Annotated in this window: 23 protein-coding genes; 10 read left to right on the top strand and 13 right to left on the bottom strand. The window is 71.8% G+C overall.

The features are described 5' to 3' along the window. Positions 1-5: 5 nt before the first annotated feature. Together ACFVGW_RS23510 and ACFVGW_RS23505 are read left to right on the top strand one after the other, a co-directional pair. Entirely contained in the window at positions 6-380 is a 375-nt protein-coding gene (locus ACFVGW_RS23510; RefSeq protein ID WP_352188973.1) for a F0F1 ATP synthase subunit epsilon, read from the top strand. A gap of 144 nt (positions 381-524) precedes the next feature. Next, the gene (locus tag ACFVGW_RS23505; RefSeq protein ID WP_352188972.1) at positions 525-971 is read left to right on the top strand and encodes a DUF2550 domain-containing protein; all 447 of its coding nucleotides are present in this window, start codon (positions 525-527) and stop codon (positions 969-971) included. A 111-nt stretch (positions 972-1,082) separates the two neighbouring features. On the opposite strand, the gene ACFVGW_RS23500 is transcribed toward ACFVGW_RS23505, so the two are convergent. From ACFVGW_RS23500 to ACFVGW_RS23490, 3 genes are all read right to left on the bottom strand, one after another. After that, positions 1,083-2,930: a glycosyl hydrolase family 18 protein gene (locus tag ACFVGW_RS23500; protein WP_385853350.1), complete on the bottom strand. Its 1,848-nt coding sequence runs from the start codon at positions 2,928-2,930 to the stop codon at positions 1,083-1,085. A gap of 123 nt (positions 2,931-3,053) precedes the next feature. Further along, positions 3,054-3,704: a response regulator gene (locus ACFVGW_RS23495; RefSeq protein ID WP_385853349.1), complete on the bottom strand. Its 651-nt coding sequence runs from the start codon at positions 3,702-3,704 to the stop codon at positions 3,054-3,056. Then, on the bottom strand, positions 3,692-4,906 hold the full coding sequence (locus ACFVGW_RS23490; protein WP_385853348.1) for a sensor histidine kinase: 1,215 nt from the start codon (positions 4,904-4,906) through the stop codon (positions 3,692-3,694). Before ACFVGW_RS23490 ends, ACFVGW_RS23495 begins: the two co-directional genes overlap by 13 nt. Before the next feature lie 154 nt (positions 4,907-5,060). On the opposite strand from ACFVGW_RS23490, the gene ACFVGW_RS23485 reads away from it, so the two are divergent. Then, positions 5,061-5,672, top strand: a complete 612-nt coding sequence (locus ACFVGW_RS23485; protein WP_385853347.1) for a hypothetical protein — start codon at positions 5,061-5,063, stop codon at positions 5,670-5,672. Here ACFVGW_RS23485 and ACFVGW_RS23480 read toward each other — a convergent pair. Next, positions 5,669-6,241 (bottom strand): cob(I)yrinic acid a,c-diamide adenosyltransferase, encoded by a 573-nt coding sequence (locus ACFVGW_RS23480; protein WP_352191683.1) that lies wholly within the window; start codon positions 6,239-6,241, stop codon positions 5,669-5,671. The two genes, ACFVGW_RS23485 and ACFVGW_RS23480, sit on opposite strands and share 4 nt — an antisense overlap. Positions 6,242-6,461: 220 nt before the next feature. On the opposite strand from ACFVGW_RS23480, the gene ACFVGW_RS23475 reads away from it, so the two are divergent. The 3 genes from ACFVGW_RS23475 (at position 6,462) to ACFVGW_RS23465 (ending at position 10,636) form a co-directional block, all read left to right on the top strand. Next, on the top strand, positions 6,462-7,310 hold the full coding sequence (locus tag ACFVGW_RS23475) for a 3-hydroxyacyl-CoA dehydrogenase family protein (RefSeq protein WP_352191684.1): 849 nt from the start codon (positions 6,462-6,464) through the stop codon (positions 7,308-7,310). 126 nt (positions 7,311-7,436) lie between these two features. Then, complete coding sequence (locus ACFVGW_RS23470) at positions 7,437-7,760, top strand: STAS domain-containing protein (protein WP_024761898.1); 324 nt, start codon at positions 7,437-7,439, stop codon at positions 7,758-7,760. Positions 7,761-8,080: 320 nt separating this feature from the next. Then, positions 8,081-10,636, top strand: a complete 2,556-nt coding sequence (locus tag ACFVGW_RS23465) for an ATP-binding protein (protein ID WP_385853346.1) — start codon at positions 8,081-8,083, stop codon at positions 10,634-10,636. A gap of 79 nt (positions 10,637-10,715) precedes the next feature. Here the strand turns inward: ACFVGW_RS23465 and nucS are convergent, their stop codons facing one another. Next, positions 10,716-11,387: an endonuclease NucS gene (gene nucS, locus ACFVGW_RS23460; RefSeq protein WP_329115828.1), complete on the bottom strand. Its 672-nt coding sequence runs from the start codon at positions 11,385-11,387 to the stop codon at positions 10,716-10,718. 228 nt (positions 11,388-11,615) lie between these two features. Between nucS and ACFVGW_RS23455 the strand changes: the two genes are divergently transcribed. Beyond that, positions 11,616-12,008: an SCO5389 family protein gene (locus tag ACFVGW_RS23455; RefSeq protein WP_017236120.1), complete on the top strand. Its 393-nt coding sequence runs from the start codon at positions 11,616-11,618 to the stop codon at positions 12,006-12,008. A gap of 96 nt (positions 12,009-12,104) precedes the next feature. On the opposite strand, the gene ACFVGW_RS23450 is transcribed toward ACFVGW_RS23455, so the two are convergent. Next, positions 12,105-13,139: an LLM class flavin-dependent oxidoreductase gene (locus tag ACFVGW_RS23450; protein WP_385853345.1), complete on the bottom strand. Its 1,035-nt coding sequence runs from the start codon at positions 13,137-13,139 to the stop codon at positions 12,105-12,107. Between the two features lie 199 nt (positions 13,140-13,338). Between ACFVGW_RS23450 and ACFVGW_RS23445 the strand changes: the two genes are divergently transcribed. Beyond that, positions 13,339-13,665 (top strand): ATP/GTP-binding protein, encoded by a 327-nt coding sequence (locus ACFVGW_RS23445; protein ID WP_352191687.1) that lies wholly within the window; start codon positions 13,339-13,341, stop codon positions 13,663-13,665. 60 nt (positions 13,666-13,725) lie between these two features. On the opposite strand, the gene ACFVGW_RS23440 is transcribed toward ACFVGW_RS23445, so the two are convergent. The 7 genes from ACFVGW_RS23440 to mce form a co-directional block, all read right to left on the bottom strand. Further along, complete coding sequence (locus tag ACFVGW_RS23440; protein WP_385853344.1) at positions 13,726-14,550, bottom strand: ABC transporter permease subunit; 825 nt, start codon at positions 14,548-14,550, stop codon at positions 13,726-13,728. Continuing rightward, positions 14,547-15,638 (bottom strand): ABC transporter ATP-binding protein, encoded by a 1,092-nt coding sequence (locus ACFVGW_RS23435; RefSeq protein ID WP_352191689.1) that lies wholly within the window; start codon positions 15,636-15,638, stop codon positions 14,547-14,549. The genes ACFVGW_RS23440 and ACFVGW_RS23435 overlap by 4 nt, the downstream gene beginning before the upstream one ends. Before the next feature lie 124 nt (positions 15,639-15,762). Next, entirely contained in the window at positions 15,763-16,542 is a 780-nt protein-coding gene (locus ACFVGW_RS23430) for an ABC transporter permease (protein ID WP_383222015.1), read from the bottom strand. Positions 16,543-16,545: 3 nt separating this feature from the next. Beyond that, complete coding sequence (locus ACFVGW_RS23425; protein ID WP_383222017.1) at positions 16,546-17,511, bottom strand: ABC transporter ATP-binding protein; 966 nt, start codon at positions 17,509-17,511, stop codon at positions 16,546-16,548. A 100-nt stretch (positions 17,512-17,611) separates the two neighbouring features. Then, entirely contained in the window at positions 17,612-18,550 is a 939-nt protein-coding gene (locus ACFVGW_RS23420) for a cellulose-binding protein (protein WP_352191692.1), read from the bottom strand. Positions 18,551-18,664: 114 nt separating this feature from the next. Then, complete coding sequence (scy, locus tag ACFVGW_RS23415; protein WP_385853343.1) at positions 18,665-22,858, bottom strand: polarized growth protein Scy; 4,194 nt, start codon at positions 22,856-22,858, stop codon at positions 18,665-18,667. 174 nt (positions 22,859-23,032) lie between these two features. Next, positions 23,033-23,473: a methylmalonyl-CoA epimerase gene (mce, locus tag ACFVGW_RS23410; RefSeq protein WP_383222021.1), complete on the bottom strand. Its 441-nt coding sequence runs from the start codon at positions 23,471-23,473 to the stop codon at positions 23,033-23,035. A 137-nt stretch (positions 23,474-23,610) separates the two neighbouring features. Between mce and ACFVGW_RS23405 the strand changes: the two genes are divergently transcribed. Together ACFVGW_RS23405 and meaB are read left to right on the top strand one after the other, a co-directional pair. Further along, positions 23,611-24,813: an acetyl-CoA C-acetyltransferase gene (locus ACFVGW_RS23405; RefSeq protein WP_352191695.1), complete on the top strand. Its 1,203-nt coding sequence runs from the start codon at positions 23,611-23,613 to the stop codon at positions 24,811-24,813. 26 nt (positions 24,814-24,839) lie between these two features. Then, complete coding sequence (gene meaB / locus ACFVGW_RS23400) at positions 24,840-25,796, top strand: methylmalonyl Co-A mutase-associated GTPase MeaB (protein WP_385853342.1); 957 nt, start codon at positions 24,840-24,842, stop codon at positions 25,794-25,796. Positions 25,797-25,838 lie beyond the last annotated feature (42 nt).

Genomic DNA, 25,838 nt, shown 5'->3' with positions numbered 1-25,838 from the left:
CACCCTTGGCTGCTGAGCTGCACGTCGAGCTGGTCGCCGCGGACCGGAGTGTCTGGTCCGGCGAGGCCACCCTGGTCATCGCACGTACCACCTCCGGCGACATCGGCGTCATGCCCGGCCACCAGCCGCTGCTCGGTGTGCTGGAGTCGGGCCCGGTGACCATCCGTACCAGCGAGGGCGAGACCGTCGTCGCCGCTGTGCACGGTGGATTCATCTCGTTCGCCGACGACAAGCTGTCTCTGCTCGCGGAGATCGTCGAGCTGGCGGACGAGATCGACGCCCAGCGCGCGGAGCGTGCGCTGGAGCGCGCCAAGTCGGAGTCGGACGCCGCCGCCGAGCGTCGCGCCGATGTCCGGTTGCGTGCGGTAGCGGTCCGCTAGCGGACCGCGCCGAGAGTTGTGCCCTCAGCCGCGGCACGGCTGGAATTTTCCAGACCGTGTCGCGGCTGAGGCGATGCATATGCAGGTCGTATTCGGTTACGCCGGCGACGCCGGTCACGGGACGCAGCGAGGAGGTCGGTGAAGATGTTCCTCGCTCTGCTCCTGAGCGGCCTGGTCGTCGCACTGGTGGTGATCGGGCTCTTCGTCTTCGGCTTGCGCCGCAGGCTGATCCAGCGCGCCGGGGGCACCTTCGACTGCTCCCTGCGCTGGGACATCCCCGAGGAGACGGATCTCTCCGGCAAGGGCTGGGTGTACGGCGTCGCCCGCTACAGCGGTGACGAGATCGCCTGGTTCCGGGTCTTCTCGTACGCGCCCCGCCCCCGCAGGGTTCTGGAGCGCTCGGCCATCGAGGTCCTGGAGCGCCGGATGCCCGAGGGCGAGGAGGAGCTGGCGCTGCTCTCGGACGCCGTGATCCAGGGCTGTATGCACCGGGGGACACGGCTGGAGCTGGCGATGAGCGAGGACGCTCTCACCGGCTTTCTCGCCTGGCTGGAGGCGGCGCCTCCGGGCCAGAGGGTGAATGTGGCCTGATCGGCTCTCTCCCCCTGGACGAAGCCTGGGGGAGGGTGAATGGTGGCCTGACAGCGGAAATACGACGGCGGGGACGGTGTGCTGCACCGTCCCCGCCGCGTTTTCCCGGGGCTAGTTCAGCCCGCTGTTGATGGCTCCCACCAGCTCACCGTTGCCGGTGTCACCGCTGAACTCCCAGAAGAACGCGCCGCCCAGGCCCTGGTTCTTCGCCCAGCTCATCTTGGACGTGACCGTCGCCGGGGTGTCGTAGCTCCACCAGTTGGAACCGCAGTGCGCGTACGCCGTGCCGGCGACCGTGCCGTTCGCCGGGCAGGAGTTCCGCAGGACCTTGTAGTCCTCGATGCCCTGCTCGTACGTGCCGGCCGCCGGGCCCGTCGCCGTGCCGCCGGGGGCGGACTGGGTGACGCCGGTCCAGCCGCGGCCGTAGAAGCCGATGCCGAGCAGCAGCTTGTTGGCCGGGACGCCCTTCGCCTTGAATTTGGCGATCGCCTCGGCGGAGTTGAAGCCCGCCTGCGGGATGCCGGCGTACGAGGTGAGCGGGGAGTGCGGGGCGGTCGGGCCCTGCGCCGCCCAGGCGCCGAAGAAGTCGTACGTCATCACGTTGAACCAGTTCATGTACGGCGCGGCGCCCGCGTAGTCGGCGGCGTCGATCTTGCCGCCGGAGGACGCGTCGGCCGTGACCGCCGCCGTGACCAGGGCGTTGCTGCCGAACTTGGCGCGCATGGCCTGCATCATGTTCTTGAAGGAGGCCGGGCCGCTGGTGTCGCAGGACAGACCGCAGGCGTTCGGGTACTCCCAGTCCAGGTCGATGCCGTCGAAGACGTCGGCCCAGCGCGGGTCCTCGACCAGGTCGTAGCAGGACTGCGCGAAGGCGGTCGGGTTCTGCACGGCCTGGCCGAAGCCGCCGGACCAGGTCCAGCCGCCGAAGGACCACAGCACCTTGATGTGCGGGTAGGCCTTCTTCAGCTTGCGCAGCTGGTTGAAGTTGCCGCGCAGCGGCTGGTCCCAGGTGTCGGCGACGCCGTCGACCGACTGGTCGGCGGTGTAGGCCTTGTCGTAGTCCGCGTAGGAGTCGCCGATCGTGCACCTGCCGCCGGTCACGTTGCCGAAGGCGTAGTTGATGTGCGTGATCTTGGAGGCGGAGCCGGACGTCGCGATGTTCTTGACGTGGTAGTTGCGGCCGTAGACACCCCAGTTGGTGAAGTAGCCCAGCTTCACCGTGGAACCCGGCGGCTGCGGCGGGTCGCCGCCCGTGGTGCGGACGTTCGCGGCGCCGCTGGCGGGGCCGGTCTGGTCGATCGTGTCCCGGGCGACGACCGTGTAGCTGTAGTCGGTGCCCGCGGTCAGCCCGGTGTTCGTGTACGTCAGTCCGGTGACCGTGGCGACCGTGGTGCCGTTCCGCTTGACGTCGTAGTTCTTGATGCCCTTGTCGTCCGTGGCGGCGGTCCAGGTCAGCTTGACCGAGGTGTTGGTGACGTCGGAGGCGACCGGGGTGCCGGGGGCGGAGGGCGCGTTGTCGCCGGGCTGGGTGCCGCCGTCGCAGGAGCCGCCGTTGACCTTGCAGCCGCTCGGTGCGCCGGAGCCCGAGCCGTTGAAGCCGAAGGAGATGGAGGCGCCCGGGGCGAGGGTGCCGTTCCAGCCGACGTTCTTGGCGGTCCAGTGGGTGCCGGAGCCGGTGACGGTGGCGTCCCAGGCGGAGGTGACGGCGGTGCCGGCGGGGTAGTCCCACTCGACGGTCCAGGAGGAGAGGGTGGTGGTGCCGGTGTTCTTCACCGTCCACTTGCCCTCGAAGCCGGTACCCCAGTCGGAGACCTTGGTGTACGTGGCGGTGGCCGCCGTGGCGGCTTCGGCGGGGGCGGCGAGGCCGACCATGGCGGCCAGGGGCAGGATCAGGGCGGTGAGACCGGCGGCGGCCCGGTGTCTGAACCCTGTTCTGCGCGTCGGTGCTTGAGTGCTCAACGGTGCTCCTCAAGTTGCGGACGGACGAGCGATGGGGGTGGTCCGTGAAGTGCGCGCGCCCCGCGAGCGTAGAAAGGTCTGGACCAACCGTCAAGAGGTCCAGACCAACGTCGAAAGGGTCGTTCAGACGCCCAACTCCCGTGCCAGAACGGCCGCTTGAGCACGACTGCGCACACCCAGCTTTCCCAGCACCTTGCTGACGTGCGTCTTCACCGTCGCCTCCGCCATGTCCAGCCGTCCCGCGACCTCCGCGTTCGACAGCCCCTTGGCCAGCGCCGCCAGCACCTCCCGCTCCCGGGGCGTCAACGCGTCCAGTACGGCACGGTCCACCGCGCTCCGCGTGGGCGCCGGTGCGTGCGGGGACGCGAACTCGGCGATCAGCCGCCGTGTCACGGCCGGGGCGATCAGGCCCTCCCCGCGTGCCACCGTCCGTACCGCCTCGATCAGGTCCTTGGCGTCGGCGTTCTTCAGCAGGAAGCCGGACGCCCCGGCCCGCAGCGCCCCGAACACGTACTCGTCCAGATCGAAGGTGGTCAGCACGAGCACATCGGCCAGCCCCTCCGACACGACGAGGCCGGTCGCCGTCACCCCGTCCATCCGCGGCATCTGGATGTCCATCAGGACCAGGTCCGGGCGCAGCTCCCGGGCCAGCTCCACCGCGCGCTCGCCGTCGGCCGCCTCACCGACCACCTCGATGTCCGGCGCGCTGCCCAGGATCAGGACGAGCCCCGCCCGGACCGCGCTCTGATCCTCGGCCACGATCACCCGTACCATGCCGACGGCTCCTTGTCGTTCGTCCCGACGGGCAGGACAGCCCGCACCCGCCATTCTTTCCGTCCGCCGTCCGAGGTGACCGGACCGGCCTCGAACTCCCCGTCGAGCAGCGCCACCCGCTCCCGCATCCCCACGAGGCCCGCCCCCGAGCCTGGGGCGCGCGGCCCGGGCTGCCCGCCGAGCGCACTGGTCACGCGCACCGTGAGGGCGCCGTCCGTGCGGCGGCCGAGGTCCACCCGTACCTCGCCCGGTCCCGCGTGCTTGAGGGCGTTCGTCAGCGACTCCTGCACGATCCGGTACGCGGCGAGCCCGACCGGGGCCGGCAGCCCCGAGTCGCTTCCCGCCCGGGTGTCGTCGATCGAGAACGTCAGCCCGCTGCTCCGCCCGTTCGTCGCCGCCTGGGCCACCAGCGCGTCCAGGCCGTCCAGCGTGGGCGCGGCCGCCGGCTCCATGTCGCCGCTGCTGTCCCGGAGCAGACCGATCAGCCGCCGCATCTCCGCGAGCCCCTCCACGCTGTTCTCCCGGATCACGGTCAGCGCCTGCCGGGTGGTCCCCGGCTCGTCGAGCGACAGCGCGGCCGTGGAGTGGATCGCGATGGCGGAGAGATGGTTGGCGACCATGTCGTGCAGCTCCCGTGCCATCCGGGCGCGCTCGGCCACGACGGCCTGACTGCGGTCCATCTCGGCGAGCAGCGCGGTCTGCTCCGCGCGGAGGCGGGCGGCGTCGGCGGCCTGGCGGTGGTTGCGCACGACGGCTCCCGTGACGGCGGGCAGGAACGACAGCATGCCGGTGATCAGCCCGATCACCAGGGCGGCCGCGTTCTGCCACCAGACGAGGAAGCCGATCGTCACCCCGATCGTGATCAGCCCGGTCGTGTACGGGACGCGCCGGGCGGCGGACGGCGGCCCGTAGACCACGGCCGCGTAGACCAGGTCCGTGAACATCAGCGCGGTCACGAGGGTGCCGTAGGTGAACTGGTCCGCCACGAGGGCGACCGTGCCGACGATCAGGGCGGTCTGCGGCAGCGAACGGCGCAGAGTGGCCATCGAGGCCATGACGACGAGCGGGATCAGGGTCGCCCACCGCGCGGTGATCAGCCGGTCGGTCTGGGTGTGCAGCCCGTAGGACCACATCAGCAGGCCGACGGCGAGGCCGCCGACGGCGATGAGCAGATCGACGCGGTGCGGTCGGGGGAGTGTCACGGTCCCATCCAACACGGCGGTACGGCCCCGGGCCTCGCCGCGCGGGCCGATCCGCACCTCCGTCGAAGGATGTAGTCGTACTTCGTCATCGGCGACGACGATCCGGGCGGAATGCCACGGGACGCTGGAGGGGAACCGAGAGGGGAGTTCCGTCGTGATCGTCACGCTGATCGTGATCTGCGAAGTCGGATTCTGGGTGCTGCTGGGCGCCGGTCTCGCCGCCCGCTATCTGCTGAAGATGCCCCGGGTGGGCCTGGCCCTGCTGCTGTGCGAGCCGCTCCTGGAGGTCCTGCTGCTCGTCGTGACCGCGATCGACCTGAAGAACGGCGCGGAGCCGAGCTGGCGGCACGGTCTCGCGGCCGTGTACATCGGCTACACCGCCGGCCACGGCCACCGCACCGTGAAATGGCTCGACGGCCACGCCGCACACCGCCTGGGCGGTGCGCCGCCGCCGGTCGGCCCGCCGCGCTACGGCATGGCGCGCGCCCGCCACGAGGGCAAGGTCTGGCTGGGCTCGGTCATCGGGGCGGCGGTCGCGACCGTACTGCTGCTGCTCGCCGTCCGGTACGTCGGCGACGCCGGGGACACGCAGTCGCTGAACGGCTGGATCGGCTTCGCCTGGCGGGCGGTCGGCTTCCACGGCCTCTTCGCGCTCAGCTACGTCGTCTGGCCGAGGAAGGCCCCGGAGGGAGAGCCGGAGTCACCGCTCCCCACCCGGGACCGGGACTCCCACCGGGACCCCGCCCGGGGCCGGGATCGCGTCTAGCGCTCGCCGCCGGGGACCCAGAGCACGTCCCCGACCTCCTTGTTCGCCGTCCTGGCCAGAATGAAGAGCAGGTCCGAGAGACGGTTGAGATAGGTCGCGGTCAGGGCGTTCATCGCCTCGCCGTGGACCTCCAGCGCCGCCCACGTCGAGCGCTCCGCACGGCGGACCACCGTGCACGCCTGGTGCAGCAGCGCCGCACCGGGCGTGCCGCCCGGCAGGATGAAGGAGCGCAGCTTCTCCAGCTCCTCCAGGAAGCGGTCGCAGTCCGCCTCCAGCTTGTCGACGTAACTCTGCTCGACCCGCAGCGGCGGGTACTTCGGGTCCTCGACCACCGGGGTGGAGAGATCCGCGCCGACGTCGAACAGGTCGTTCTGGACGCGGACGAGGACCTTCACTACCTCCTGGTCGAGCTGCCCGAGGGCGATGGCCGTACCGATGACGGCATTGGCCTCGTTGGCGTCGGCGTACGCCGAGATCCGCAGATCGGTCTTGGCGGTCCGGCTCATGTCGCCCAGAGCGGTGGTGCCCTGGTCGCCGGTACGGGTGTAGATGCGCGTCAGATTGACCATGAGCCCAGCGTAGTTACGCACCGGCCCCCCGGAGCGCCCGTGTGCCGACCGTCACGGCGAGCGCCCCTGACGTACGCCGTACGGGGGTAGCCGGCCTGTCGCGAGTGTGACGTCCGTCAAACCGGGCGTGACGCGCGTTACTTCGCGGTCACATCCCGCCTCCCGCCCGCTAATCTCCGCCGGAGAGTCAGAAGTGAACAGGTGTTGAGGGGTGGAAGACGTGGCCAGGAAGCTCGCCGTCATCGGGGCCGGACTCATGGGGTCGGGAATCGCGCAGGTCTCTGCCCAGGCGGGGTGGGACGTCGTCCTGCGTGACGTCACCGACGCCGCGCTGACCCGGGGCACCGACGGCATCAAGGCGTCGTACGACCGGTTCGTCGCCAAGGGCAAGCTGGACGCCGCCGACGCCGAGGCCGCCCTCGGCCGGATCACCGCCACCACCGAGCTCGACGCGGTCGCCGACGCCGACATCGTCGTCGAGGCCGTCTTCGAGAAGCTCGAGGTCAAGCACGAGATCTTCCGCTCCCTCGACAAGATCGCCAAGGACGGCGCGGTCCTCGCCTCCAACACCTCCGCCATCCCGATCACCAAGATCGCGGCCGTGACGGAGCGGCCGGAGGCCGTCGTCGGCGCGCACTTCTTCTCGCCGGTGCCGATGATGCAGCTCTGCGAGCTCGTCCGCGGCTACAAGACCAGCGACGCCACCCTCGCCGCCGCGCGGGAGTTCGCCGAGTCGGTCGGCAAGACCTGCATCGTCGTCAACCGCGACGTCGCCGGCTTCGTCACCACCCGCCTCATCTCCGCGCTGGTCGTCGAGGCCGCCAAGCTCTACGAGTCGGGCGTCGCCACCGCCGAGGACATCGACATCGCCTGCAAGCTGGGCTTCGGCCACGCCATGGGCCCCCTCGCCACGGCGGACCTCACCGGCATCGACATCCTGGTGAACGCCACGAGCAACATCTACACGGAGTCCCAGGACGAGAAGTTCGCGCCGCCGGAGCTGATGCGCCGGATGGTGGACGCCGGTGACATCGGCCGCAAGAGCGGGCAGGGCTTCTACGAGCACTGATCGCCGGAATTCGATCGGCATTCACCCCACCGGGTGAATTCCGTATCAGTTCGCTTACAAGGCGCAACGCTTCTGCGCCAACGACAGTCAGTTGATGAAAAGACGGAGCACCTCAGGGGAGCGGATATGCACATCAGGGGCGACCATGTCGAGCTGGTCGTCGGGGGCCGCCTCGACGTCCGGAGCGCGGCGGACGCCCGTACGGTCCTGCACTCGGCCGTCGACGACGGAGTCGGCGACCTCGTGCTCGACCTGACCGGTCTCGACTCCTGGGACGCCACCGGGCTCGGGGTCATCATGGGCGCGCACCGCAGGGCCGGCCGCTGCGGACGGCGGCTCGTGCTGCGTGGCGTGCCGCCCCAGATGCAGCGTCTGCTCGTCGCGACCCGGCTGCACCGCATCCTCGCCATCGAGGGCGGCCTCGCCGCCGAGTCGCTGCCCCGGGTCTGACCCGCGCGCCCTGCCGAGCGGGCGGGTCGCGGGGCGGACCACGGCGGGAGCCGGCTCCGTACCGGCTGTGCAGCTGCTGCGCTCCGTACCGGCTGTGAAGCCGCTGTGAGAAACCGGCGTCCCGGGCCAATCCTTAGCGGACCGTGACGTCTTGGGCGGGGTGGCACCCCGCCTGTTCCCGGATACTCGTGGAACGTCTAGGGTTCGGTCGCCCGCCCATTGACGAACCCACCCGGCGGGCACCGGACCAGAAGCGACAGCGCGCGTGCAGATCGGCCGGAGGGGCTTTCCGTACGCACCGCTTTTGGGGGGCTTGAACCATGGACCCGATGAACCGGGAGCCGGAAGAGCACGGCTACGACCACGAAGGCGACGACGTCCGCGGCGGACTCCTGCCCGAACGCGGTCCGGCCACACCCGCCCGCGTCCGCACCGCCCGCGTCGTCTCGGGCGACCTGCTGCTGACCGTCAACCCCGTCGACGGCAGCGAGATCGAGACCTGCCCGCCCGGAGAGCAGCCCGAGCCGCCCCGCCGCCGCACCACCCAGGAGCGCGCCGAGGCCGCCCGCGCGGCCACCCCGCCCGTGCCGCCCGGCCCCGCCGCCCCGCCTCTGCCCCTGCTCGAACGGCAGGAGGAGCACGAGCGGCTCGTCCAGCTCCTCTCCCGCGGCCGCTCCGCCCGCGTCACCGGCCCGGCCGGCTCCGGCCGCACCGCCCTCCTCGACGCCGTCGCCGCCGACTGCGCCGACCTCGCGCCGGACGGCGTCGTGCGGCTCTCCGGCCACCACCGCACCGCCACCGAGCTCCTGTACGAACTCCACGCCACGGTCCAGCACGCCCCGGACCACCGCCCGGACCGCGCCGGGCTGCTCGCCCTGGTCCACGACATCGGCGCCGTCGTCGTCGTCGACGACCTGGAGCTCGGCGGCGCCGCGCTCGACGAACTCCTCACCGCCGCCCCCGAGTGCGCCTTCCTGCTCGCCGCGGCCCCCGACGTCCCGGCCCCCTCGCCCGACGCCCACCTCGAAGAGGTCGCCCTCGCCGGTCTCGGCCGCGCAGCCTCCCTCGCCCTCCTGGAGCGTGCCGTCGACCGGTCGCTCACCGACGACGAGGCGAACTGGGCGGGCGACCTCTGGTTCGAGTCCGAGGGGCTGCCGCTGCGCTTCGTCCAGGCCGGCGCCCTGCTCCGGCAGCGCGACCGGCTCCGGGTCACCCCGGCCGAGTTCGACGCGTTCGGGGCCCAGGAGGAGACCGTCCCCTCGGAGTTCGACGCCTTCGGCGCCCTCGACGACGCCTTCGGACCGGGCGCGGACGGTCCCACGGCCCCGGTCCCGCAGGACCCCGTCGACATCGAACTGCGCGAGATACCCCTGCCCAGCCTCGGCGAGGGCGCGGCTCCGGCCGCCCTGCTCGCCTCCCGGCTCAGCCGCTCCGCCCAGGACACCCTGCGGTTCGCCGTCGCCCTCGGCGGCGAGGTGCCGCACCAGGCCCACCTGCCCGCCCTCGTCGGCGACACCCACGCGGACGCCGCCCTCGGCGAACTCATGGCCTGCGGACTGCTGACCCCGGTCGGCACGCGCTACCGCCTCGCCTCCGGCATCCTCACCCAGCTCGTCGCCCACGGGTACGACGAGGACGCCACCGGCCGCGCCCACTCCGTCGCCCAGCACTACGCCTGGTGGGCCGGACACCCCTCCGTCACCCCCGCCCGCGCGGCCGCCGAGGCCGACGCCATGCTCGCCGCCCTGGCCGCGATCGTGCCCGGCTCGGACCCCGAACACCCCGCCACCGCCGTCCTGCTCGCCCGCAGCGCCGCCCCGGCCTTCGCCGCGGGACTGCACTGGGGTGCCTGGGAGCGGGTGCTGCGCGGCGGCCAGGAGGCCGCCCGTCTCGCCGGCGAGGTCGCCGAAGAGGCGTACTTCCACCACGAGTTGGGCGTCCTCGCGCTCTGCGCCGGAAACCTGGAGCGGGCCCGCGCCGAACTGGAGGCGTCCGTCGGCATGCGCGGCGTCCTCGCCGACAAGCGCGGCACGGTCGCCGGCCGCCGGGCGCTCGCCCTGGTCGCCGACCGCAGTGGCGGGCCCCAGGGCGCCGACGGCGCGCCGACGGCCGCACGCCAGGAGGAGTCCGTCTCCCCGCCGCGCGGCATCCCGAAGGCCGTCGCCCCGCCCGTCGTGCCCCGCCCCGCCCTCCCGCGTTCCGCGGCCGCGGCCAAGACCTCGCCGATCCCCGCCTTCCCGGACTTCGCCGACGAGGGCCCGACCCTCATCTCCCGCCCGGACACGCGGCCGAGCGAGCAGAGCGCGAAGCGCGGCGGCCGTTTCGGCATCGTCGCCGGGGCCCGCCGCAACCTGGTCGCGGTCGGTACGGGCGTGCTCCTGGCCGCCGTGCTCGGCACGGTCGTGACCATCGGGGCCACCTCGGGCGACGCCCAGGACCCGGGCACCGGGCGGGTCACCTCCGACCGTACGGCCGACGAGGAGAACGGCGACGAGATCCTCGACGCCGAGGAACCGGCCGAGGGCGCCGCGGACGGCCCCTCGGAGAGCGCCTCGCCCAGCCGGTCGGGGTCGGCGAGCCCGGGCACGCCCGGCACCTCGGGCACCCCGTCCACCTCGCCGTCCGGCACACCGAGCGCCACGGCGCCCACGACGGGTGCGCCGTCGACGACGCCCCCACGGCCGACGACGAGCCCGACGCGGCCCACGAAGCCGCCGACCAAGCCGTCGACGACGCCTCCCACGACGGCGCCGACCACACCGCCGACGACCCCGCCCACCACCCCGCCGACGACGCCGCCGACCACGACGCCGCCGGAGGGCGAGGGCAGCCCCAGCAACACCGCCTCCGGCGACTCCACCGGTACACCGGCCTGACCGTCGCGGAACGACGACGGCCCCGGGCGCGTTCACCGCACCCGGGGCCGTCGACGTATCCGTACGTCCTGAAGACGTCCTAGAAGAGTCGCAGCTTGTCGTCCTCGATGCCGCGCATCGCGTCGTAGTCGAGCACCACGCAGTCGATGCCGCGGTCCGTCGCGAGCACCCGCGCCTGCGGCTTGATCTCCTGCGCCGCGAAGACGCCCTTCACCGGCGCGAGGTGCGGGTCGCGGTTGAGCAGCTCCAGGTAGCGGGTCAGCTGCTCCACACCGTCGATCTCGCCCCGGCGCTTGATCTCCACCGCGACCGTCGCCCCGTCGGCGTCCCGGCAGAGGATGTCCACCGGGCCGATCGCGGTCGGGTACTCACGGCGGATCAGGGTGTGGCCCTCGCCCAGCGTCTCGATGCGGTCGGCCAGCAGCTCCTGGAGGTGCGCTTCCACGCCGTCCTTGATGAGGCCAGGGTCGACGCCGAGTTCGTGCGAGGAGTCGTGGAGGATCTCCTCCATCGTGATGATCAGTTTCTCGCCCGCTTTGTTCACCACGGTCCAGATGCCGGCCTCTCCGTCGACACCTTCCTTGAGGGTGCACGGGGGCGACATCCAGTTGAGCGGTTTGTACGCGCGGTCGTCCGCGTGGATGGAGACGCTGCCGTCTGCTTTGACCAGGATCAGACGGGGGGCGGAGGGCAGGTGGGCGGTGAGCCGGCCCGCGTAGTCCACGGAGCAGCGGGCGATGACGAGACGCATGGTCGGCAACGCTACAAGACACACGCTCTTCCGCGCGATTCGGCTCTTAACGCCCGCTGGACGACCGTCACTTATTGGCCGGTTGTGCTCCCATTCTCCTGGTGCGCTCCGGACGCCGCGCTTACCGTGGAGACAGGAGGTCGCCGTCCGTGCACGCTGCGTGTCGCACGGGGGTCCTTCATCCCTGCCCGTAAGACCCCGTCCGTCGGGGTCGCGAGAGGAGAACCCATGTCGCTCGACGTCTCACCGGCGCTGTTGGAACAGGCCGAGCGAGGCGAGGTCGACGAAGCCGACTTCGTCGACTGCGTCCGGACCTCCCTGCCCTACGCATGGGAGATGATCAGTTCTCTGGTGGCCCAGCTGAAGGTCGACGGCGGCGAGTTCGCCGACAACCAGACGCCGCCGCCGAACGAGCAGGCACGTGGTCAGCTGTTGCGTGCACTCGCGAGTGACGCCATCCGCGGTGCGCTGCAGCGGCACTTCGGGGTGCGTCTGGCCTTCCAGAACTGCCACCGTGTGGCGGTGTTCCCGCTCGACCCCGCGGTCGACGAGCGGCTCGCCCGCTTCACCTCCGTACGGGGACAGCTGCTCAACCAGTCGCCGGAACTGCGCGACTGCTGAGGCACGGTGCCGCCGCTCCGCATCGCGGGAGACGCGATCGTTGCGAGAGATGCCGGCGCGGCGGCACCGGACCCGCACACCGCCTGACTCATGGACTCAGACCAGCAGGGGGAGCACCTCGGCCCCCAGCCGCCGGACGTTCTCCTCGGTGGCCGAGAGATCGCCCGTGCCCTCGGCGAGCAGCGCGAAGCGCGTGATGCCCGTCCGCTCCGCCGTCGCCGCGAGCCGGTCCGCCGCGAGGCGGGGTGTGCCGACCGGGTGCAGCCCGCAGAGCAGCTCCGTGTAGGCGACCGGGTCCCGCATCGCGCGCAGCCGGCCGTCCACGGTCACATGGGCTTCGAGCCCCTGCTTCAGCCAGCCGGGCATCGCCTTCACCAGCGCCTCGGCGGCGTCCCGCGGACCGTCCGCGAGCTGGACGACGCCCGCCGAGACATGGCCGGCGCCGATCCGCGCGATCTCGTCGGGCGTGCGGCCCGCGTCCCGGGAGAAACGTTCCCATGCGGCCACCATCTCGGCCTTCTCCTCGTCGCCGCAGTGCATCCCGAGGAGCATCGGCAGCCCGCGACGGGCGGCCAGCTCGACGCTCTTCGGAGAGGTGCAGGCGACGACCACCTCGGGCGCCGCGTCCCCGCCGATGAGCTCCCCGGGGCCGGGCACGACGGCCACCTCGCGGAAGGCGAATCGGTCTCCCTCGGCCGAGACCCGGGACTCCGTCAGCCAGCGCAGCAGCAGATCGAGCGCCTCGGGGAAGCCTTGTTCGTACGCCGGCAGCCCCGCGCCGAACACCTCCAGATCGACCCATGGACCGCCTCTGCCCACGCCGAGCGTGAACCGGCCCCCGGACGTCAGATGGAGCAGGGCGGCCTGCTCGCCCAGCGCGACCGGATGGACCGTCGGCAGCACACTGACCGCCGTGCCCACCCGGATCCGGCGCGTCCGTCCCAGGAGCAGCGCCGCCAGGGTCACGGCCGACGGACAGACGCCGTACGGAACGAAATGGTGCTCGGCGAGCCAGACGGAATCGAGCCCCGCCTCCTCGACCACTTCGGCGGTCCGCACCGCCCGGTGCAGTGCCTCGCCCTGACCCTGGCCCGGGAACTGGGCGGCCAGAACAAACGTACCCACGCGCATCGCCTTCTGCCTCCTTGCGGCCGACGCGTTTCTCCCCCTCGTAACGGCAACAACGTCTGACACGTGCCAAAGGCAACGGCCTCGGCCGAAGTTCTTGCGATTTTCCGCTGATTCGGCTCGGAGGGTGGAAGGGCCACTCCGTCGCGGCCCGTAGGCTGGAGAGAACGTTCCGTGTGTCCCGGTCCCGTGAGGTGATTACGTGTCCCCCCGTCGCAACCGCCCCCAGGGCGGCGAGAAGCCCGATCGTCAGGGTGAGCCGGGCGACCGGTACGGCGGGTCCCAGCGCAGCGAGAGCTGGCAGGGCGAGGAGTGGTTCGTCCGGCACGTGGCCGGCGCGAGCGCTCCCGGCAAGCGTTACCGCTGCCCCGGCTGCGACCAGGAGATCCCCGGGGGCGCGCCGCACGTGGTGGCATGGCCGGAGTACGGGGGAGTGGACGACCGCCGGCACTGGCACAAGGCCTGCTGGAGCGCGAAGGACCGCCGCACCACAAGGGTGCAGCGGTCCCGTAACGCCCCGAAGCACTAGGGCGTGTTGCGCCCTAGTGGCCGGCCCTGACCGGCCGGACCCTCTGACTCCGCCGGCGGGTCAGACGTCCCGGCTGTTCAGCAGCGCGTACGCGCCGCCCATCGCCGCCGCGACGATGACCGCCATGATCCAGATCGGGTCCCAGCCCGAGGGGCCGCCCTCGCCGAGCGTCGCCCGGCCCGCGTACAGCGCGATGAGCTGACTCGGGATCGCGTAGTCGAGCAGCCACTCCTGCACCGCGGCCAGCGACTCCGAGAACATGAACATCGCCGCGACCAGCGGCAGCAGCAGGACGCCGATCATGATCGTGATCGAACCCGCCGAGTGCCGGATGATCGCGCCGACGGCCAGCGACAGCAGGCCGAGCAGCGCCAGGAACAGGCCGACGCCGACCGTGGCCCGGAGCCACTCGCCGGCGGACGGCTCGACGGCGGTGCTCACCATCGCCACCTGGGCCGCCCCCACCACCGCCGCCGTGACGGTGGTGACGGTGAACACCAGCAGGAAGAAGACGATCGCCTTGGCCGTCAGCACCCGGCTCCGGCTCGGGCAGGCGGTCAGCGTCGTGCGGATCATGCCCGTGCCGTACTCGGAGGCGATCGTCAGCACGCCGAGCGTCATCACGCAGATCGATCCGAGCAGCACACCGAAGAAGCCGAGCGTGAGCGCCGACTCGTTCGCCGTGGGCGCCTCGGTGCCGGCCACGACCGCAGCCACGCTGAGCCCGATGCCCAGCATCAGCAGCACCATCACGCCGAGCGTCCACATCGTGGAGCGCAGCGAACGGATCTTGGTCCACTCGGAGGCGAGCGCGTCCCCGAGGTGCGCCCGGCGCACCGGGATCGGCGAGACGTACGAGGCCGGGAAGGGGCTGGGGGCGGTCATCGGGCGTCCTCGTTGTCGTTCTTGGCGGGCTCGCTCTGCGTCGCGTACGGGTTCTGTCCGGGCGGCGGCGGGGCGTACCAGCCCTGCTGCGGCACGTCCGGCACCACCGGCTGGGCCGGCGGCTGCTGAAAGTGGTGCGGCTGCGGCTGCTGGAGGTGCGCAAGCTGGTCGTCGGTGGAGCGGTAGTCCACGGCGCCCTGCGTCAGCCGCATGTACGCCTCCTCCAGCGAGGCCTGGTGCGGGGACAGCTCCCAGAGCCGTACGTCCGCGTCATGGGCCAGGTCGCTGATCCGCGGCAGCGGCAGACCGGTCACGCGCAGCGCGCCGTCCGGCTCGGACATCACCCGGCCGCCGGCCTCGGTGAGCGCGGCCGTCAGCTTCTCGCGCTGCTGGGGCTCCGTCTGCGGGGTGCGCACCCGGGCGAAGTCCGCCGAGTTCGCCGAGATGAAGTCCTTGACGCTCATGTCGGCCATGAGCTGGCCGCGGCCGATCACGATCAGATGGTCGGCGGTCAGCGCCATCTCGCTCATGAGGTGGCTGGAGACGAAGACGGTCCGGCCCTCGGAGGCGAGCTTCTTCATCAGGTTCCTGACCCAGAGGATGCCCTCGGGGTCGAGACCGTTGACCGGCTCGTCGAAGAGCAGCACCTGCGGGTCGCCGAGCAGCGCCGCGGCGATGCCGAGCCGCTGCCCCATGCCCAGCGAGAAGCCCTTGGAGCGGCGCTTGGCGACGTCCTGGAGGCCGACGACCCCGAGGACCTCGTCGACCCGCTGCGCCGGGATCCCGGCGAGCTGGGCGAGCGAGAGCAGATGGCTGCGGGCGCTCCGGCCGCCGTGCACGGCCTTGGCGTCGAGCAGGGCTCCCACCTGGCGGGGCGCGTTCGGCAGCTGCCGGAACGGATGGCCGCCGATCGTGACGTGCCCCGACGTCGGCCGGTCGAGCCCCAGGATCATGCGCATCGTCGTCGACTTGCCGGAACCGTTGGGGCCGAGGAAGCCGGTGACGGTGCCCGGCCGCACGTGGAAGGAAAGGTTGTACACGGCCGTCTTGGCGCCGTAGCGCTTCGTCAGGCCGACTGCCTCGATCATTCTCCAGCCCCATCGACAGGTCAGGTCGTCGGGGTCGTGGCCTTCTGGGCCGGAACCCCCGTATGAGCTAGGAGCTTATCCAGCCGTTGACGGTTCCGGCGAAGCCTCGATCGTCATGTACGCGCTACGCGTCCCGCTTCTTCATGACCAGGTAGCCGCCGAGCAGCGCGGCCGCCACCCAGATCAGCATGATCCCGAGCCCGCCCCACGGACCGTACGGCGCCTCCTCCGTGTTCATGGCGTCCGGTACGACCTGCATGATCTTCGAGCCGGCCTGGTCGGGGAAGTAGAGCGCCACCTCCTTGGCCTTCGGCACCGCGGAGAGGATCTGCGAGACCAGGAAGAAGAACGGCACGAGGATGCCGAGGGAGAGCATCGAGGAGCGCAGCATCGCCGCCACACCCATCGAGAACAGGGCGATCAGCCCCATGTAGAGCCCGCCGCCGACGACCGCCCGCAGCACGTTGTCCGCGCCGAGGGAGGTGCGGTGCTCGCCCAGGAGCGCCTGCCCGAGGAAGAACGACAGGAAGCTGGTCGCCAGGCCCACCACCAGGGCGAGCGCCCCGGCCACGGCGATCTTGGAGAAGAGGAACGTCGCCCGCTGCGGGACGGCCGCCAGGGACGTACGGATCATGCCCGAGCTGTACTCGGTGCCGACGACGAGGACGCCGAAGACCACCATCGCCAGCTGGCCGAGCACCATCCCGGAGAAGCTGACGAAGGTCGGGTCGAAGGTCGCCTGCTCGGCCTCCGAGAGGTCGTCGAAGGTCGACTTCAGCAGGGCGCAGAGAGCCGCGCTCATCGCCACTGTCACCAGGAGCGCGCTCGCCAGGGTCCAGACCGTCGACGAGACCGTCCGGATCTTGGTCCACTCTGACTGGAGGACCGCCGATACCGCTGCCATCGTTCAGGCTCCCTTGGTGGTGTCGCCCCAGCGGGGGCCGGGCGCGTCCGCCCCGTGTACGTCCGTGCCGTGCGCGTGGTACTCCACCGCGCCCGCGGTCATCTGCATGAACGCCTCCTCCAGGGAGGCGCGCTGGGAGCTCAGCTCGTGCAGGACGAGGCCGTGCTCGGCGGCCAGTTCGCCGAGCTTCTCGGTCGTGGCGCCGTCCACCTCCAGCGTGCCGTTGCCCGCCTCCACGGGGGTGAAGCCGTTGGCGTGGAGGATGTCCCGCAGCCGCTCCTGCTGTGGCGAACGGAGCCGTACATAGCTCCGCGAATTCTGGTGGATGAAATCGGCCATCGTCGTGTCGGCCAGCAGCTTTCCCTGCCCGATCACGATGAGATGATCCGCCGTCAGAGCCATTTCACTCATGAGATGGCTGGAAACGAAGATCGTCCGCCCTTCGGACGCGAGCGCCTTCATCAGATTGCGGATCCAGTGAATTCCCTCGGGGTCCAGACCATTGACGGGTTCGTCGAACATCAGGATCTCGGGATCGCCGAGGAGCGCCGAGGCGATTCCCAGCCGCTGCCCCATACCGAGGGAGAAGCCCTTCGACTTCTTCCGCGCCACCGCCGTCAGGCCGACCAGATCAAGGACCTCGCCGACCCGCCGTGCCGGGATGCGGTTCGACTGGGCGAGGCAGAGCAGGTTGTTGTACGCCGACCGGCCGCCGTGCATCGCCTTGGCGTCCAGGAGCGCGCCGATGTACTTCAACGGCTCCTGGAGCTCGCGGTAGTGCTTGCCGTCGATCCGGACCGTACCGCTGGTGGGGTTGTCCAGATCGAGCATCATGCGCATCGTCGTCGACTTGCCCGCGCCGTTGGGCCCCAGGAAGCCGGTGACCACACCGGGCCGCACCTGGAAGGAGAGATGGTCGACCGCCGTCTTCGTTCCGAACCGTTTCGTCAGGCCCTCGAGCTCGATCATGCGACCACGCTACGGGTGCCAAAAACCCTCCGCCACTGGAATGACGGAGGGTTTTGTGGGAGTTCGCGTTCCGGTTACCGGACCGGGGAGACCGGTGCGATCAACGGGTCTGCTGCGCCGGGACACCACGGGTGGCCGGCTCGTCGTCGATCGGGGAACCGGCGGCCGCCACGGCGGCACCGGTGAGCGTCGCCAGCATCTCGCGGACGTTGGTCAGCTGCGCGTTGATCGAGTCGCGGCGGTTCGTCAGCGCCGCCAGCTCGCGCTCCGATTCCGAGCGGATCCGGTCGGCCTTGGCGTTCGCGTCGGCCACGATGTCCTCGGCCTGGCGCTGCGCGGTCTCCACCGTCTGGCGGGCCCGGCGCTCCGCGTCCGTACGCAGCTTCTCGGCCTCCAGGCGGAGCTGCTCGGCGCGGTGCTCGATCTCGGCGAGGCGCTTCTCGGCCTTGGCCTGACGCGAGGCCAGGTCGCGTTCCGACTGCTCCCGGCGCTTGGCCAGGTTGGTCTCGAAGTCCGCGGCGGCCTGGGCGGCCTTGGCGCGGGTCTCCTCGAAGAGGGCGTCCGCCTCCTCGCGCTTGGACTGCGCGTCCTTCTGGGCCTCCGCACGGAGCGAGTTGGCCTCGCCCTGCGCCTTCTCGACGATCCGGACGCCCTCGTCCTCGGCCTTCGACTTGCGCTCCGCGGCGAACGACTCGGCGTCGTTGCGCACCTGCTGGGCGGCCGACTCGGCCAGCTCGCGGTGCTGCTCGGCGGCGCGACGGGCCTCCTCACGCAGGTCCTTCGCCTCCTCCTCGGCCAGCCGGAGGATCTTCTCGACGCGGGCGCCGAGGCCGGCGTAGGACGGCTCGGCGTCGGTGACCTGGGCCTGCGCGTTCTGCGTCTCGAGGTGGAGTTCCTCGATGCGCTTTTCCAGCGAGGTGATTCTGGCCAGAGCACTGTCACGGTCGGCGACGAGCTTGGTAATGCGGTCGTCCACCTGACCGCGGTCGTAACCACGCCGCACGAGCTCGAAGCCGAAGGGGGAGGAAGTGTCGCTCATGGGGTTCCTGTCGAATGAGACCGGTGAGGTGTTAGGGGGAATCCTAGGGGCCGAAGCGGCGTGTCATCGAGCGGATGCCCGTTTGATATGGAGAATGTCCAGCCTTTTGAGTGGCTAGCCGTCGGAGGACTTGCCACTCGAACGTGTTGCTCCGGCCGGAACACCCGCCTTGACCCCCTCCTTCGTTCCCGCGGACGGCGTCTCGAAAGACTCCAACGCCTCCAGGACGTCCTGGACACGGGAGATCTCCGCATTGATGTCCTCGCGCCTGCGCACCAGGACGTCCAGCTCGCGCCGGCCCTCGGAGATCATCTCCTCGGCCTCGCGCTCGGCCTCCCCCTTGACCTTCTCCGCCTCCGCGACCAGCGAGGCCTTCTTCTGCTCGGCCTCCTTGAGCAGCGCCTCGGCCTTCTTCACCGCGGCGATGCGGACCTTGCTCGCCTCCGAACTCGCGTCGGAGAGCATCTCCTTGGACTTCTCCTCGGCCTCGGCCCGCTGCTCCTCGGCGGCCTTCACCAGCTTGTCGACGCGCTCGCCGGCCGTCTTCATCTGCTCGGACGTCTCGCGCCGCGCCCGCTCGTGCAGCTCCTCGATCTCGCCCTCGACACGGGCCCGCAGCTCCTCCGCCCGCTCCCTTATGGCCGTCGCGTCGCTGCGCGCGCCCACCAGGAGCTCGTCCGCGTCCGTGCGCGCCTTCTCCACGAGCGAGTTGCCCTCGACCGTCGCCTCGGCCACGATCCGCTCGGCCTCCTGACGCGCCGCGCCGACCATCGTGTCGGCCTGCGACTCGGCCTCGGCGGTGGCGCGCAGCGCCTCCTCCTGGGCCTTCGCCATCAGCTGGTCGGCCTGCTCGGCCGCGTCCGAACGGCGCTTGGCACCGGCCTCGCGCGCCTCGTCGAGCGTACGGTCGGCCTCCGCGCGCGCCTCGGCACGCATCTGCTCCGCCGCCGCTTCTGCGTCGGCCTTGACCCGCTCGGCCTCCGCCCCGATCCGCTCGGCCTCGCTCCTGGCCTCGGTGATGAGGGTGTCCGCCTGCTCGGCCGCGTCCGCGCGCCGCTTGTCGGCGGCCTTGCGGGCCTCGTCGAGGACACCCTCGCCGTCCGCCCGCGCGGCGGCCCGCAGCGCCTCGGCCTGCGCCTCGCCGTCCTCCTTGACCTGCTCGGCCTCGGCCCGGATCCGCAGCGCGTCCTGCTCGGTGGACTCCAGGAGGGCCACCGCCTCGGCGGTGATCGCGTCGGCCTGCTCGGCCGCGTCCGTACGCCGCTTGTCGGCGGCCTTGCGGGCCTCGTCCAGGACCCGCTCGCCGTCCTCGAGCGCGGCGACCCGCAGCGCCTGCGCGTGCGCCTCGCCGTCCGTCTTCAGCTGCTCGGCCTCGGCACGCAGCGCGTCCGCATCGGCCGTCAGGCGCTCCGCCTCGCTCGTGGCCTCGGTGATGAGGGTGTCCGCCTGCTCGGCCGCGTCCGCGCGCCGCTTGTCGGCGGCCTTGCGGGCCTCGTCCAGGATCTGGTCGCCCTCGGTGCGGGCGAGCGTCACCAGCTCCTCGGCCTCGGCGGTCAGCCGCTCGGACTCCGCCGACGCCTCGGAACGGATCCGGTTGGCGTCGTCGCGGGCGTCCGCACGGGTCCGGGCCGCGTCCTGCTCGGCCGACCCCAGCGCGTCCGACGCCTCCGTCCGTACCCGCTGGGCGTACTCGGCCGTGTCCGCGCGCAGCTTCTCCGACTCGGCGATCGCGTCCGCGACCGTCCGCTCGGCCAGCGACTTCGCGGCCTCGGTCTCCTCCTGGGCGCGCGTCCGGACGCGGTTGGCGTCCTCGGTGGCCCGCTCCCGCTCCTCGTACGCGTCGGCGCGGACCCGGTCCGCCTCCTCCTGCGCCTCCGTGCGGGTGCGCTCCGCCGCGTGCTCGGCCGCGCTGCGCAGCCCGGCGATCTCCTCCTCGGCCTGCTCCTGGAGGCCGGCGACGGAGTCCCGTACCTCCTTGGCCGTCTGCTCGGCCGCGGACACCATCTCCGTGGCCCGCCGGTCCGCCTCCTCGACCAGACGCTGCGCCTCGGTCTGCGCCTCCTCGACCCGCTTACGGGCGGAGGCGAGCAGCTCCTCGGACTGCTCACGGGCGTGCTCGCGCTCCCGGCCGGCCTCGGAACGGGCCGACTCCAGCGTCTCGTCGGCCTCCCGGCGCCGCCGGTTGGCCTCCTCCTGCGCGGCGGCCAGCGCCTCGGCGGCCTCGGCGGCCACCCGCTCGGCGGCGGCCGCGGCCTCGGCGCGGACCCGGTCCGCGGTCTCCTGGGCCTCCGACTTCAGCCGCTCGGCCTCCGTCGACGCCTCCGTCCGCAGCCGTACCGCCACGGTCTCCGCCTCGGCGCGCGAGGTGGACGCGTCCGACGCCGCCTCGGTACGGAGCCGCTCGGCCTCCTGTTCGGCCTGCGCCTGGAGCGTGCGGATCCGCTCGGCGGCCTCCGTACGGAGCCGCTCGGTCTCCTCGGCGGCCTCGCGCCGGAGCCGCTCGCTCCCGGCGCGCGCTTCGGTCAGCGCCTGCTCGGCGCTCTCGACCCGGGTCTCGGCCTCGGTGTGCAGCCGGGACAGTTCGTCGGCCGCCTCCGCGTGCCGTGCCCGGGCGGCCCGCTCGGCGTCCTCACGCAGCTCGGCGGCGGTCCGCTCGGCCGCCTCCTTGACCGACTCGGCCTGCTCCTCGGCCTCGGCCCGCATCCGCTCGGCCTCGGCGCGGGTGCGCTCCAGGGTCTCCTCGGCCTGCGTGCGCAGCGTCTGGGCACGCTCCATGGCCTCCGAGCGGACCCGCTCGCCCTCGGCGCCCGCGCTCGCGCGCAGCTCGTCGGCGTCGGTACGGGCCTTGGTCAGCAGCTCCTCGGCGGTGCTGGCCGCCTCCTCGATCTGGCCGACGGCCTCGCGGCGGGCCTCGCCGCGGATCTTCTCGCCCTCGGCGATCGCCTCGGCCCGCAGCTGCTCGGCCTCGCCGCGCAGCCTGCGCGCCTCCTCCTGCAGCTCGACCGTCTTGGCGCGGTACTCCTTGGTGTCGTCCTTGGCCGACCCGAGCACCTCGTCGGCCTGCTCCTCCGCCTGGTTGCGCAGCCGGTCGGCCTCCGACTCCGCCTCGCGGCGGATCCGCTCGGCCTCCTCGGACGCCTTGCGGGTGGTCGCCTGGGCGTCCTCGGACGCCTTGGTGAGGACCTCCTCGGCGGTACGGGCCGCCTTGGCGAGCGCGGCGGCCGAGTCCTCGGCCGCGACCGTACGGGCCTTGTCGGAGGCCTCCGAGACCAGCTTCTCGGCCTCGGCGGTGGCTTCGCGCAGCTTCTCCTCGGCCTCGCCCTTGAGGGTCTCGGCCTCCTTCGTCGCCTCGGCGACGAGCCGGGCGATCTCCGCCTTGGCCGTACGGGTGCGCTGCTCGTTGACGGACTCCGCGGAGGACAGCTGCCTGGCCGCCGCCTCCTTGGCCTCGGCGAGCGCCTTTTCGGCCTCGGTGCGGGCCTCGCGCAGCCGGATCTCGGCCTCCTGCATCCGCTGCTCGGCGGCGCGGGACAGCTCGGTGGCCTGCTGGCGGGCCTGCTCGGTCTCGGCGCTGGTGGAGGAGCGCAGCTGCTCGGCGTGGCTGGTGGCCTCCTGCGCCTGGGTGGACGCGGCGTTCAGAAGCCGCTCGGCGTCCTTGCGGGCGCGCAGCAGAATCGCTTCGGCCTCGGCACGGGCGGCCTCCGCCTCCGAGCCGACCCGTTGACGGGTCTCCTCGGCCAGGCGGGTGGCCTCGGAGCGCGCGCCGGCGAGCGCCTGCTCGGCCTCGGCGCGGGACTCCTCCATCAGGCGGCGGGCCTGCGACTCCGTGCGGGCGCGCAGCTGCTCGGCCCAGGCCACGTTCTCGTTGACGTGCGCCTCGACGGTCTGGCGGCGCTCCGCCAGCTCCTGGTCCAGGCGCTGACGGCGCTGGACGGCCTCGGCGTGCAGCTCGGCCTGGAGCCGGGCCTGGTGCTCGGCGTGCTCCTGGAGGATGCGCTGGGTCTGGGCGCGGGCGTCGCGCAGCTCGCGCTCGGCGTCCTGGCGGAGCTGGTCGGCCTGGACCTGCGCGTTGCGCAGCATCTGCTCGGCCTGGTAGCCGATGTCCGCGCTGTCGTAGGCGGGACGGGACGCGATGGTGCGCCGCGCCTCGTGGAGCTTGGCGCGCAACACCTCGACCTGGTAACCGAGGTCCTCGGCGTGCTGGACGGCCTTCTCCCGCTCGGTCTTCAGCCGGTCCATCTCGGCTTCGAACCGCGAAAGATGGTCGTCTTCAGCTCGGTGGCTCTCCTGGCGTTCGTAGCCCCGCACTGCGCGGTCCCATCCGTCCCCTGGTCGCAACACTCCAACGAGCACCGTTCCCCGGAGAACGGCCCCCCGGGAATCGTGGCAGATCGGATACCCCGACTTCGACGCCGCATGGCATGCGGCACCGACCGGCCCCGGCCCGGAGCCGCCCACTCTACCGGGCCAGGAATCCGGAGGTCAGTGCTCCGCTGAGGAGGGATCAGCGGACGTGACCAGTTCGGTCAGTACACCGTGGCAGTCCTTGGGGTGGAGGAAGGTGATGCGGGAGCCCATGGAACCGGTCCTGGGCTCGTCGTAGAGGACCCGGACGCCCTTGGAACGGATGTCGCCGGCAGCACCGTCCACGTCTGCCGTACCGAAGGCGATGTGGTGCACACCCTCGCCGTTCTTTGCCAGCCACTTGCCCACCGCGGAGTCCTCGCGGGTGGGCTCCAGGAGCTGGAGGTAGGAGGCTCCGCCGTCGGAGGTCTCGTTGATCTTGAGCATGGCCTCGCGGACGCCCTGCTCCTCGTTCACCTCGGAGTGGAACACCTCGAAACCGTAGGTCGCACGGTAGAACTCGACAGTCTTGTCGAGGTCGAAACAGGCGATCCCGATGTGGTCGATTCGCGTCAGCATGCCTCCAGTGCAGCGCCAGGGGCATGGTTACGCAACGTGCGCGCCGTCACACCGGCAGGCCGGTGACCGCGTACGGCACCGCTCAGTACATTGGCGGTAAACCCTCGTTCACTCCTCATCCCAAGGGGCTGTGCCTCATGTCTGGAACGACCGGTACCACCTCAGTGATCGTCGCGGGCGCCCGCACGCCCATGGGCCGTCTGCTCGGCTCCCTCAAGTCCTTCTCCGGCGCCGACCTGGGTGGCTTCGCCATCAAGGCCGCGCTCGACCGGGCCGGGATCGGCGGCGACCAGGTGCAGTACGTGATCATGGGGCAGGTGCTCCAGGCGGGCGCCGGCCAGATCCCCGCCCGCCAGGCCGCCGTCAAGGCGGGCATCCCGATGAACGTCCCGGCCCTCACCATCAACAAGGTGTGTCTGTCCGGTCTGGACGCCATCGCCCTGGCCGACCAGCTGATCCGCGCGGGTGAGTTCGACGTGGTCGTCGCCGGCGGCCAGGAGTCGATGACCAACGCCCCGCACCTGCTGCCGAAGTCCCGCGAGGGCTTCAAGTACGGCGCGATCGAGATGCTCGACGCGATGGCGTACGACGGCCTGACCGACGCCTTCGAGAACGTCGCCATGGGCGAGTCCACGGAGAAGCACAACACCCACCTGGGCATCAAGCGCCCCGAGCAGGACGAGATCGCCGCGCTGTCGCACCAGCGCGCCGCCGCCGCGCAGAAGAACGGCATCTTCGAGGCCGAGATCACCCCGGTCGAGATCCCGCAGCGCAAGGGCGACCCGGTCATCTTCTCGAAGGACGAGGGCATCCGCGCCGAGACGACCGTCGAGTCGCTCGGCAAGCTGCGCCCGGCCTTCGCCAAGGACGGCACCATCACCGCCGGCACCTCCTCGCAGATCTCCGACGGCGCCGCCGCGGTCGTCGTCATGAGCAAGGCGAAGGCCGAGGAGCTGGGCCTGGAGTGGATCGCCGAGATCGGCGCCCACGGCAATGTCGCGGGCCCGGACAACTCGCTGCAGTCGCAGCCTGCCAACGCGATCCAGCACGCCCTGAAGAAGGAGGGCCTCGGCGTCGAGGACCTCGACCTGATCGAGATCAACGAGGCGTTCGCGGCCGTCGCCCACCAGTCAATGAAGGACCTGGGCGTCACCCCGGAAAAGGTGAACGTCAACGGTGGCGCGATCGCCCTGGGTCACCCCATCGGCATGTCCGGCGCCCGTGTGGTGCTGCACCTCGCCCTGGAGCTCAAGCGGCGCGGCGGCGGCGTCGGCGCGGCGGCGCTGTGCGGCGGCGGCGGTCAGGGTGACGCTCTGATCGTTCGCGTACCCGGCAAGTAGTTCCCGTCAAGCAAGGAGCATCGGCAATGGTGGACGTCCCCGAACTGGTCGCCCAGGCGCGGGAGGGCCGGCCGCGCGCCGTGGCCCGGCTGATCTCACTCGTGGAGGGGGCGTCCCCGCAGCTGCGCGAGGTGATGGCGACGCTCGCGCCGCTGACCGGCGGCGCCTACGTGGTGGGCCTGACGGGCTCGCCGGGCGTGGGCAAGTCCACGTCGACGTCGGCGCTGGTCTCGGCGTACCGGCGGGCGGGCAAGCGGGTCGGCGTCCTGGCCGTCGACCCCTCGTCCCCGTTCAGCGGGGGAGCGCTGCTCGGCGACCGGGTCCGGATGTCGGAGCACGCATCCGACCCGGGCGTCTACATCCGCTCGATGGCCACCCGCGGCCACCTCGGCGGGCTCGCCTGGGCGGCGCCGCAGGCGATCCGGGTCCTGGACGCGGCCGGCTGCGACGTCGTCCTCGTCGAGACCGTCGGTGTCGGGCAGTCGGAGGTCGAGATCGCCTCCCAGGCCGACACCTCCGTGGTGCTCCTCGCTCCGGGGATGGGCGACGGGATCCAGGCCGCGAAGGCGGGCATCCTCGAGATCGGCGACCTGTACGTGGTGAACAAGGCGGACCGGGACGGCGCGGACGCGACGGCCCGCGAGCTGAACCACATGCTGGGCCTGGGCGAGGCGCGCGGCGCCGGTGACTGGCGGCCGCCGATCGTGAAGACGGTCGCGGCGCGGGGCGAGGGCATCGACGAGGTCGTCGAGGCCCTGGAGAAGCACCGCGCGTGGATGGAGGAGCACGGGGTCCTGGCGGAGCGCCGCCGGGCGCGCTCGGCGCACGAGGTCGAGACGATCGCGGTCACGGCGCTGCGCGCCCGCATCGGCGACCTCCACGGCGACCGCCGTCTGGACGCCCTGGCGGAGCGCATCGTGGCGGGCGAACTGGACCCGTACCGCGCGGCGGACGAACTGGTGGCGGGCCTGACCGAGTCCTGACGGCCCGTCGGCCGTGAGGCCGTGATGCCGTGACACGACCGC

It is taken from the genome of Streptomyces sp. NPDC127129, from assembly GCF_042671585.1.
In the GTDB taxonomy this organism is placed as follows: Bacteria; Actinomycetota; Actinomycetes; order Streptomycetales; family Streptomycetaceae; genus Streptomyces.
Note: the sequence above shows the minus strand (reverse complement) of the source record. Positions and strands in the feature narration are given on the sequence as shown.

Excerpts from the sequence above, each read along its gene's own strand:
- ACFVGW_RS23455 (WP_017236120.1), top strand. The coding sequence starts at position 11,616 with ATGTCGCTCGACGTCTCACCGGCGCTGTTGGAACAGGCCGAGCGAGGC.
- ACFVGW_RS23405 (WP_352191695.1), top strand. The coding sequence starts at position 23,611 with ATGTCTGGAACGACCGGTACCACCTCAGTGATCGTCGCGGGCGCCCGC.
- ACFVGW_RS23465 (WP_385853346.1), top strand. The coding sequence starts at position 8,081 with ATGGACCCGATGAACCGGGAGCCGGAAGAGCACGGCTACGACCACGAA.
- ACFVGW_RS23450 (WP_385853345.1), bottom strand. The coding sequence starts at position 13,139 with ATGCGCGTGGGTACGTTTGTTCTGGCCGCCCAGTTCCCGGGCCAGGGT.
- ACFVGW_RS23480 (WP_352191683.1), bottom strand. The coding sequence starts at position 6,241 with ATGGTCAATCTGACGCGCATCTACACCCGTACCGGCGACCAGGGCACC.
- ACFVGW_RS23470 (WP_024761898.1), top strand. The coding sequence starts at position 7,437 with ATGCACATCAGGGGCGACCATGTCGAGCTGGTCGTCGGGGGCCGCCTC.
- ACFVGW_RS23420 (WP_352191692.1), bottom strand. The coding sequence starts at position 18,550 with ATGAGCGACACTTCCTCCCCCTTCGGCTTCGAGCTCGTGCGGCGTGGT.
- ACFVGW_RS23505 (WP_352188972.1), top strand. The coding sequence starts at position 525 with ATGTTCCTCGCTCTGCTCCTGAGCGGCCTGGTCGTCGCACTGGTGGTG.
- ACFVGW_RS23440 (WP_385853344.1), bottom strand. The coding sequence starts at position 14,550 with ATGACCGCCCCCAGCCCCTTCCCGGCCTCGTACGTCTCGCCGATCCCG.
- mce (WP_383222021.1), bottom strand. The coding sequence starts at position 23,473 with ATGCTGACGCGAATCGACCACATCGGGATCGCCTGTTTCGACCTCGAC.
- ACFVGW_RS23425 (WP_383222017.1), bottom strand. The coding sequence starts at position 17,511 with ATGATCGAGCTCGAGGGCCTGACGAAACGGTTCGGAACGAAGACGGCG.
- ACFVGW_RS23435 (WP_352191689.1), bottom strand. The coding sequence starts at position 15,638 with ATGATCGAGGCAGTCGGCCTGACGAAGCGCTACGGCGCCAAGACGGCC.
- ACFVGW_RS23430 (WP_383222015.1), bottom strand. The coding sequence starts at position 16,542 with ATGGCAGCGGTATCGGCGGTCCTCCAGTCAGAGTGGACCAAGATCCGG.
- meaB (WP_385853342.1), top strand. The coding sequence starts at position 24,840 with ATGGTGGACGTCCCCGAACTGGTCGCCCAGGCGCGGGAGGGCCGGCCG.
- nucS (WP_329115828.1), bottom strand. The coding sequence starts at position 11,387 with ATGCGTCTCGTCATCGCCCGCTGCTCCGTGGACTACGCGGGCCGGCTC.
- ACFVGW_RS23495 (WP_385853349.1), bottom strand. The coding sequence starts at position 3,704 with ATGGTACGGGTGATCGTGGCCGAGGATCAGAGCGCGGTCCGGGCGGGG.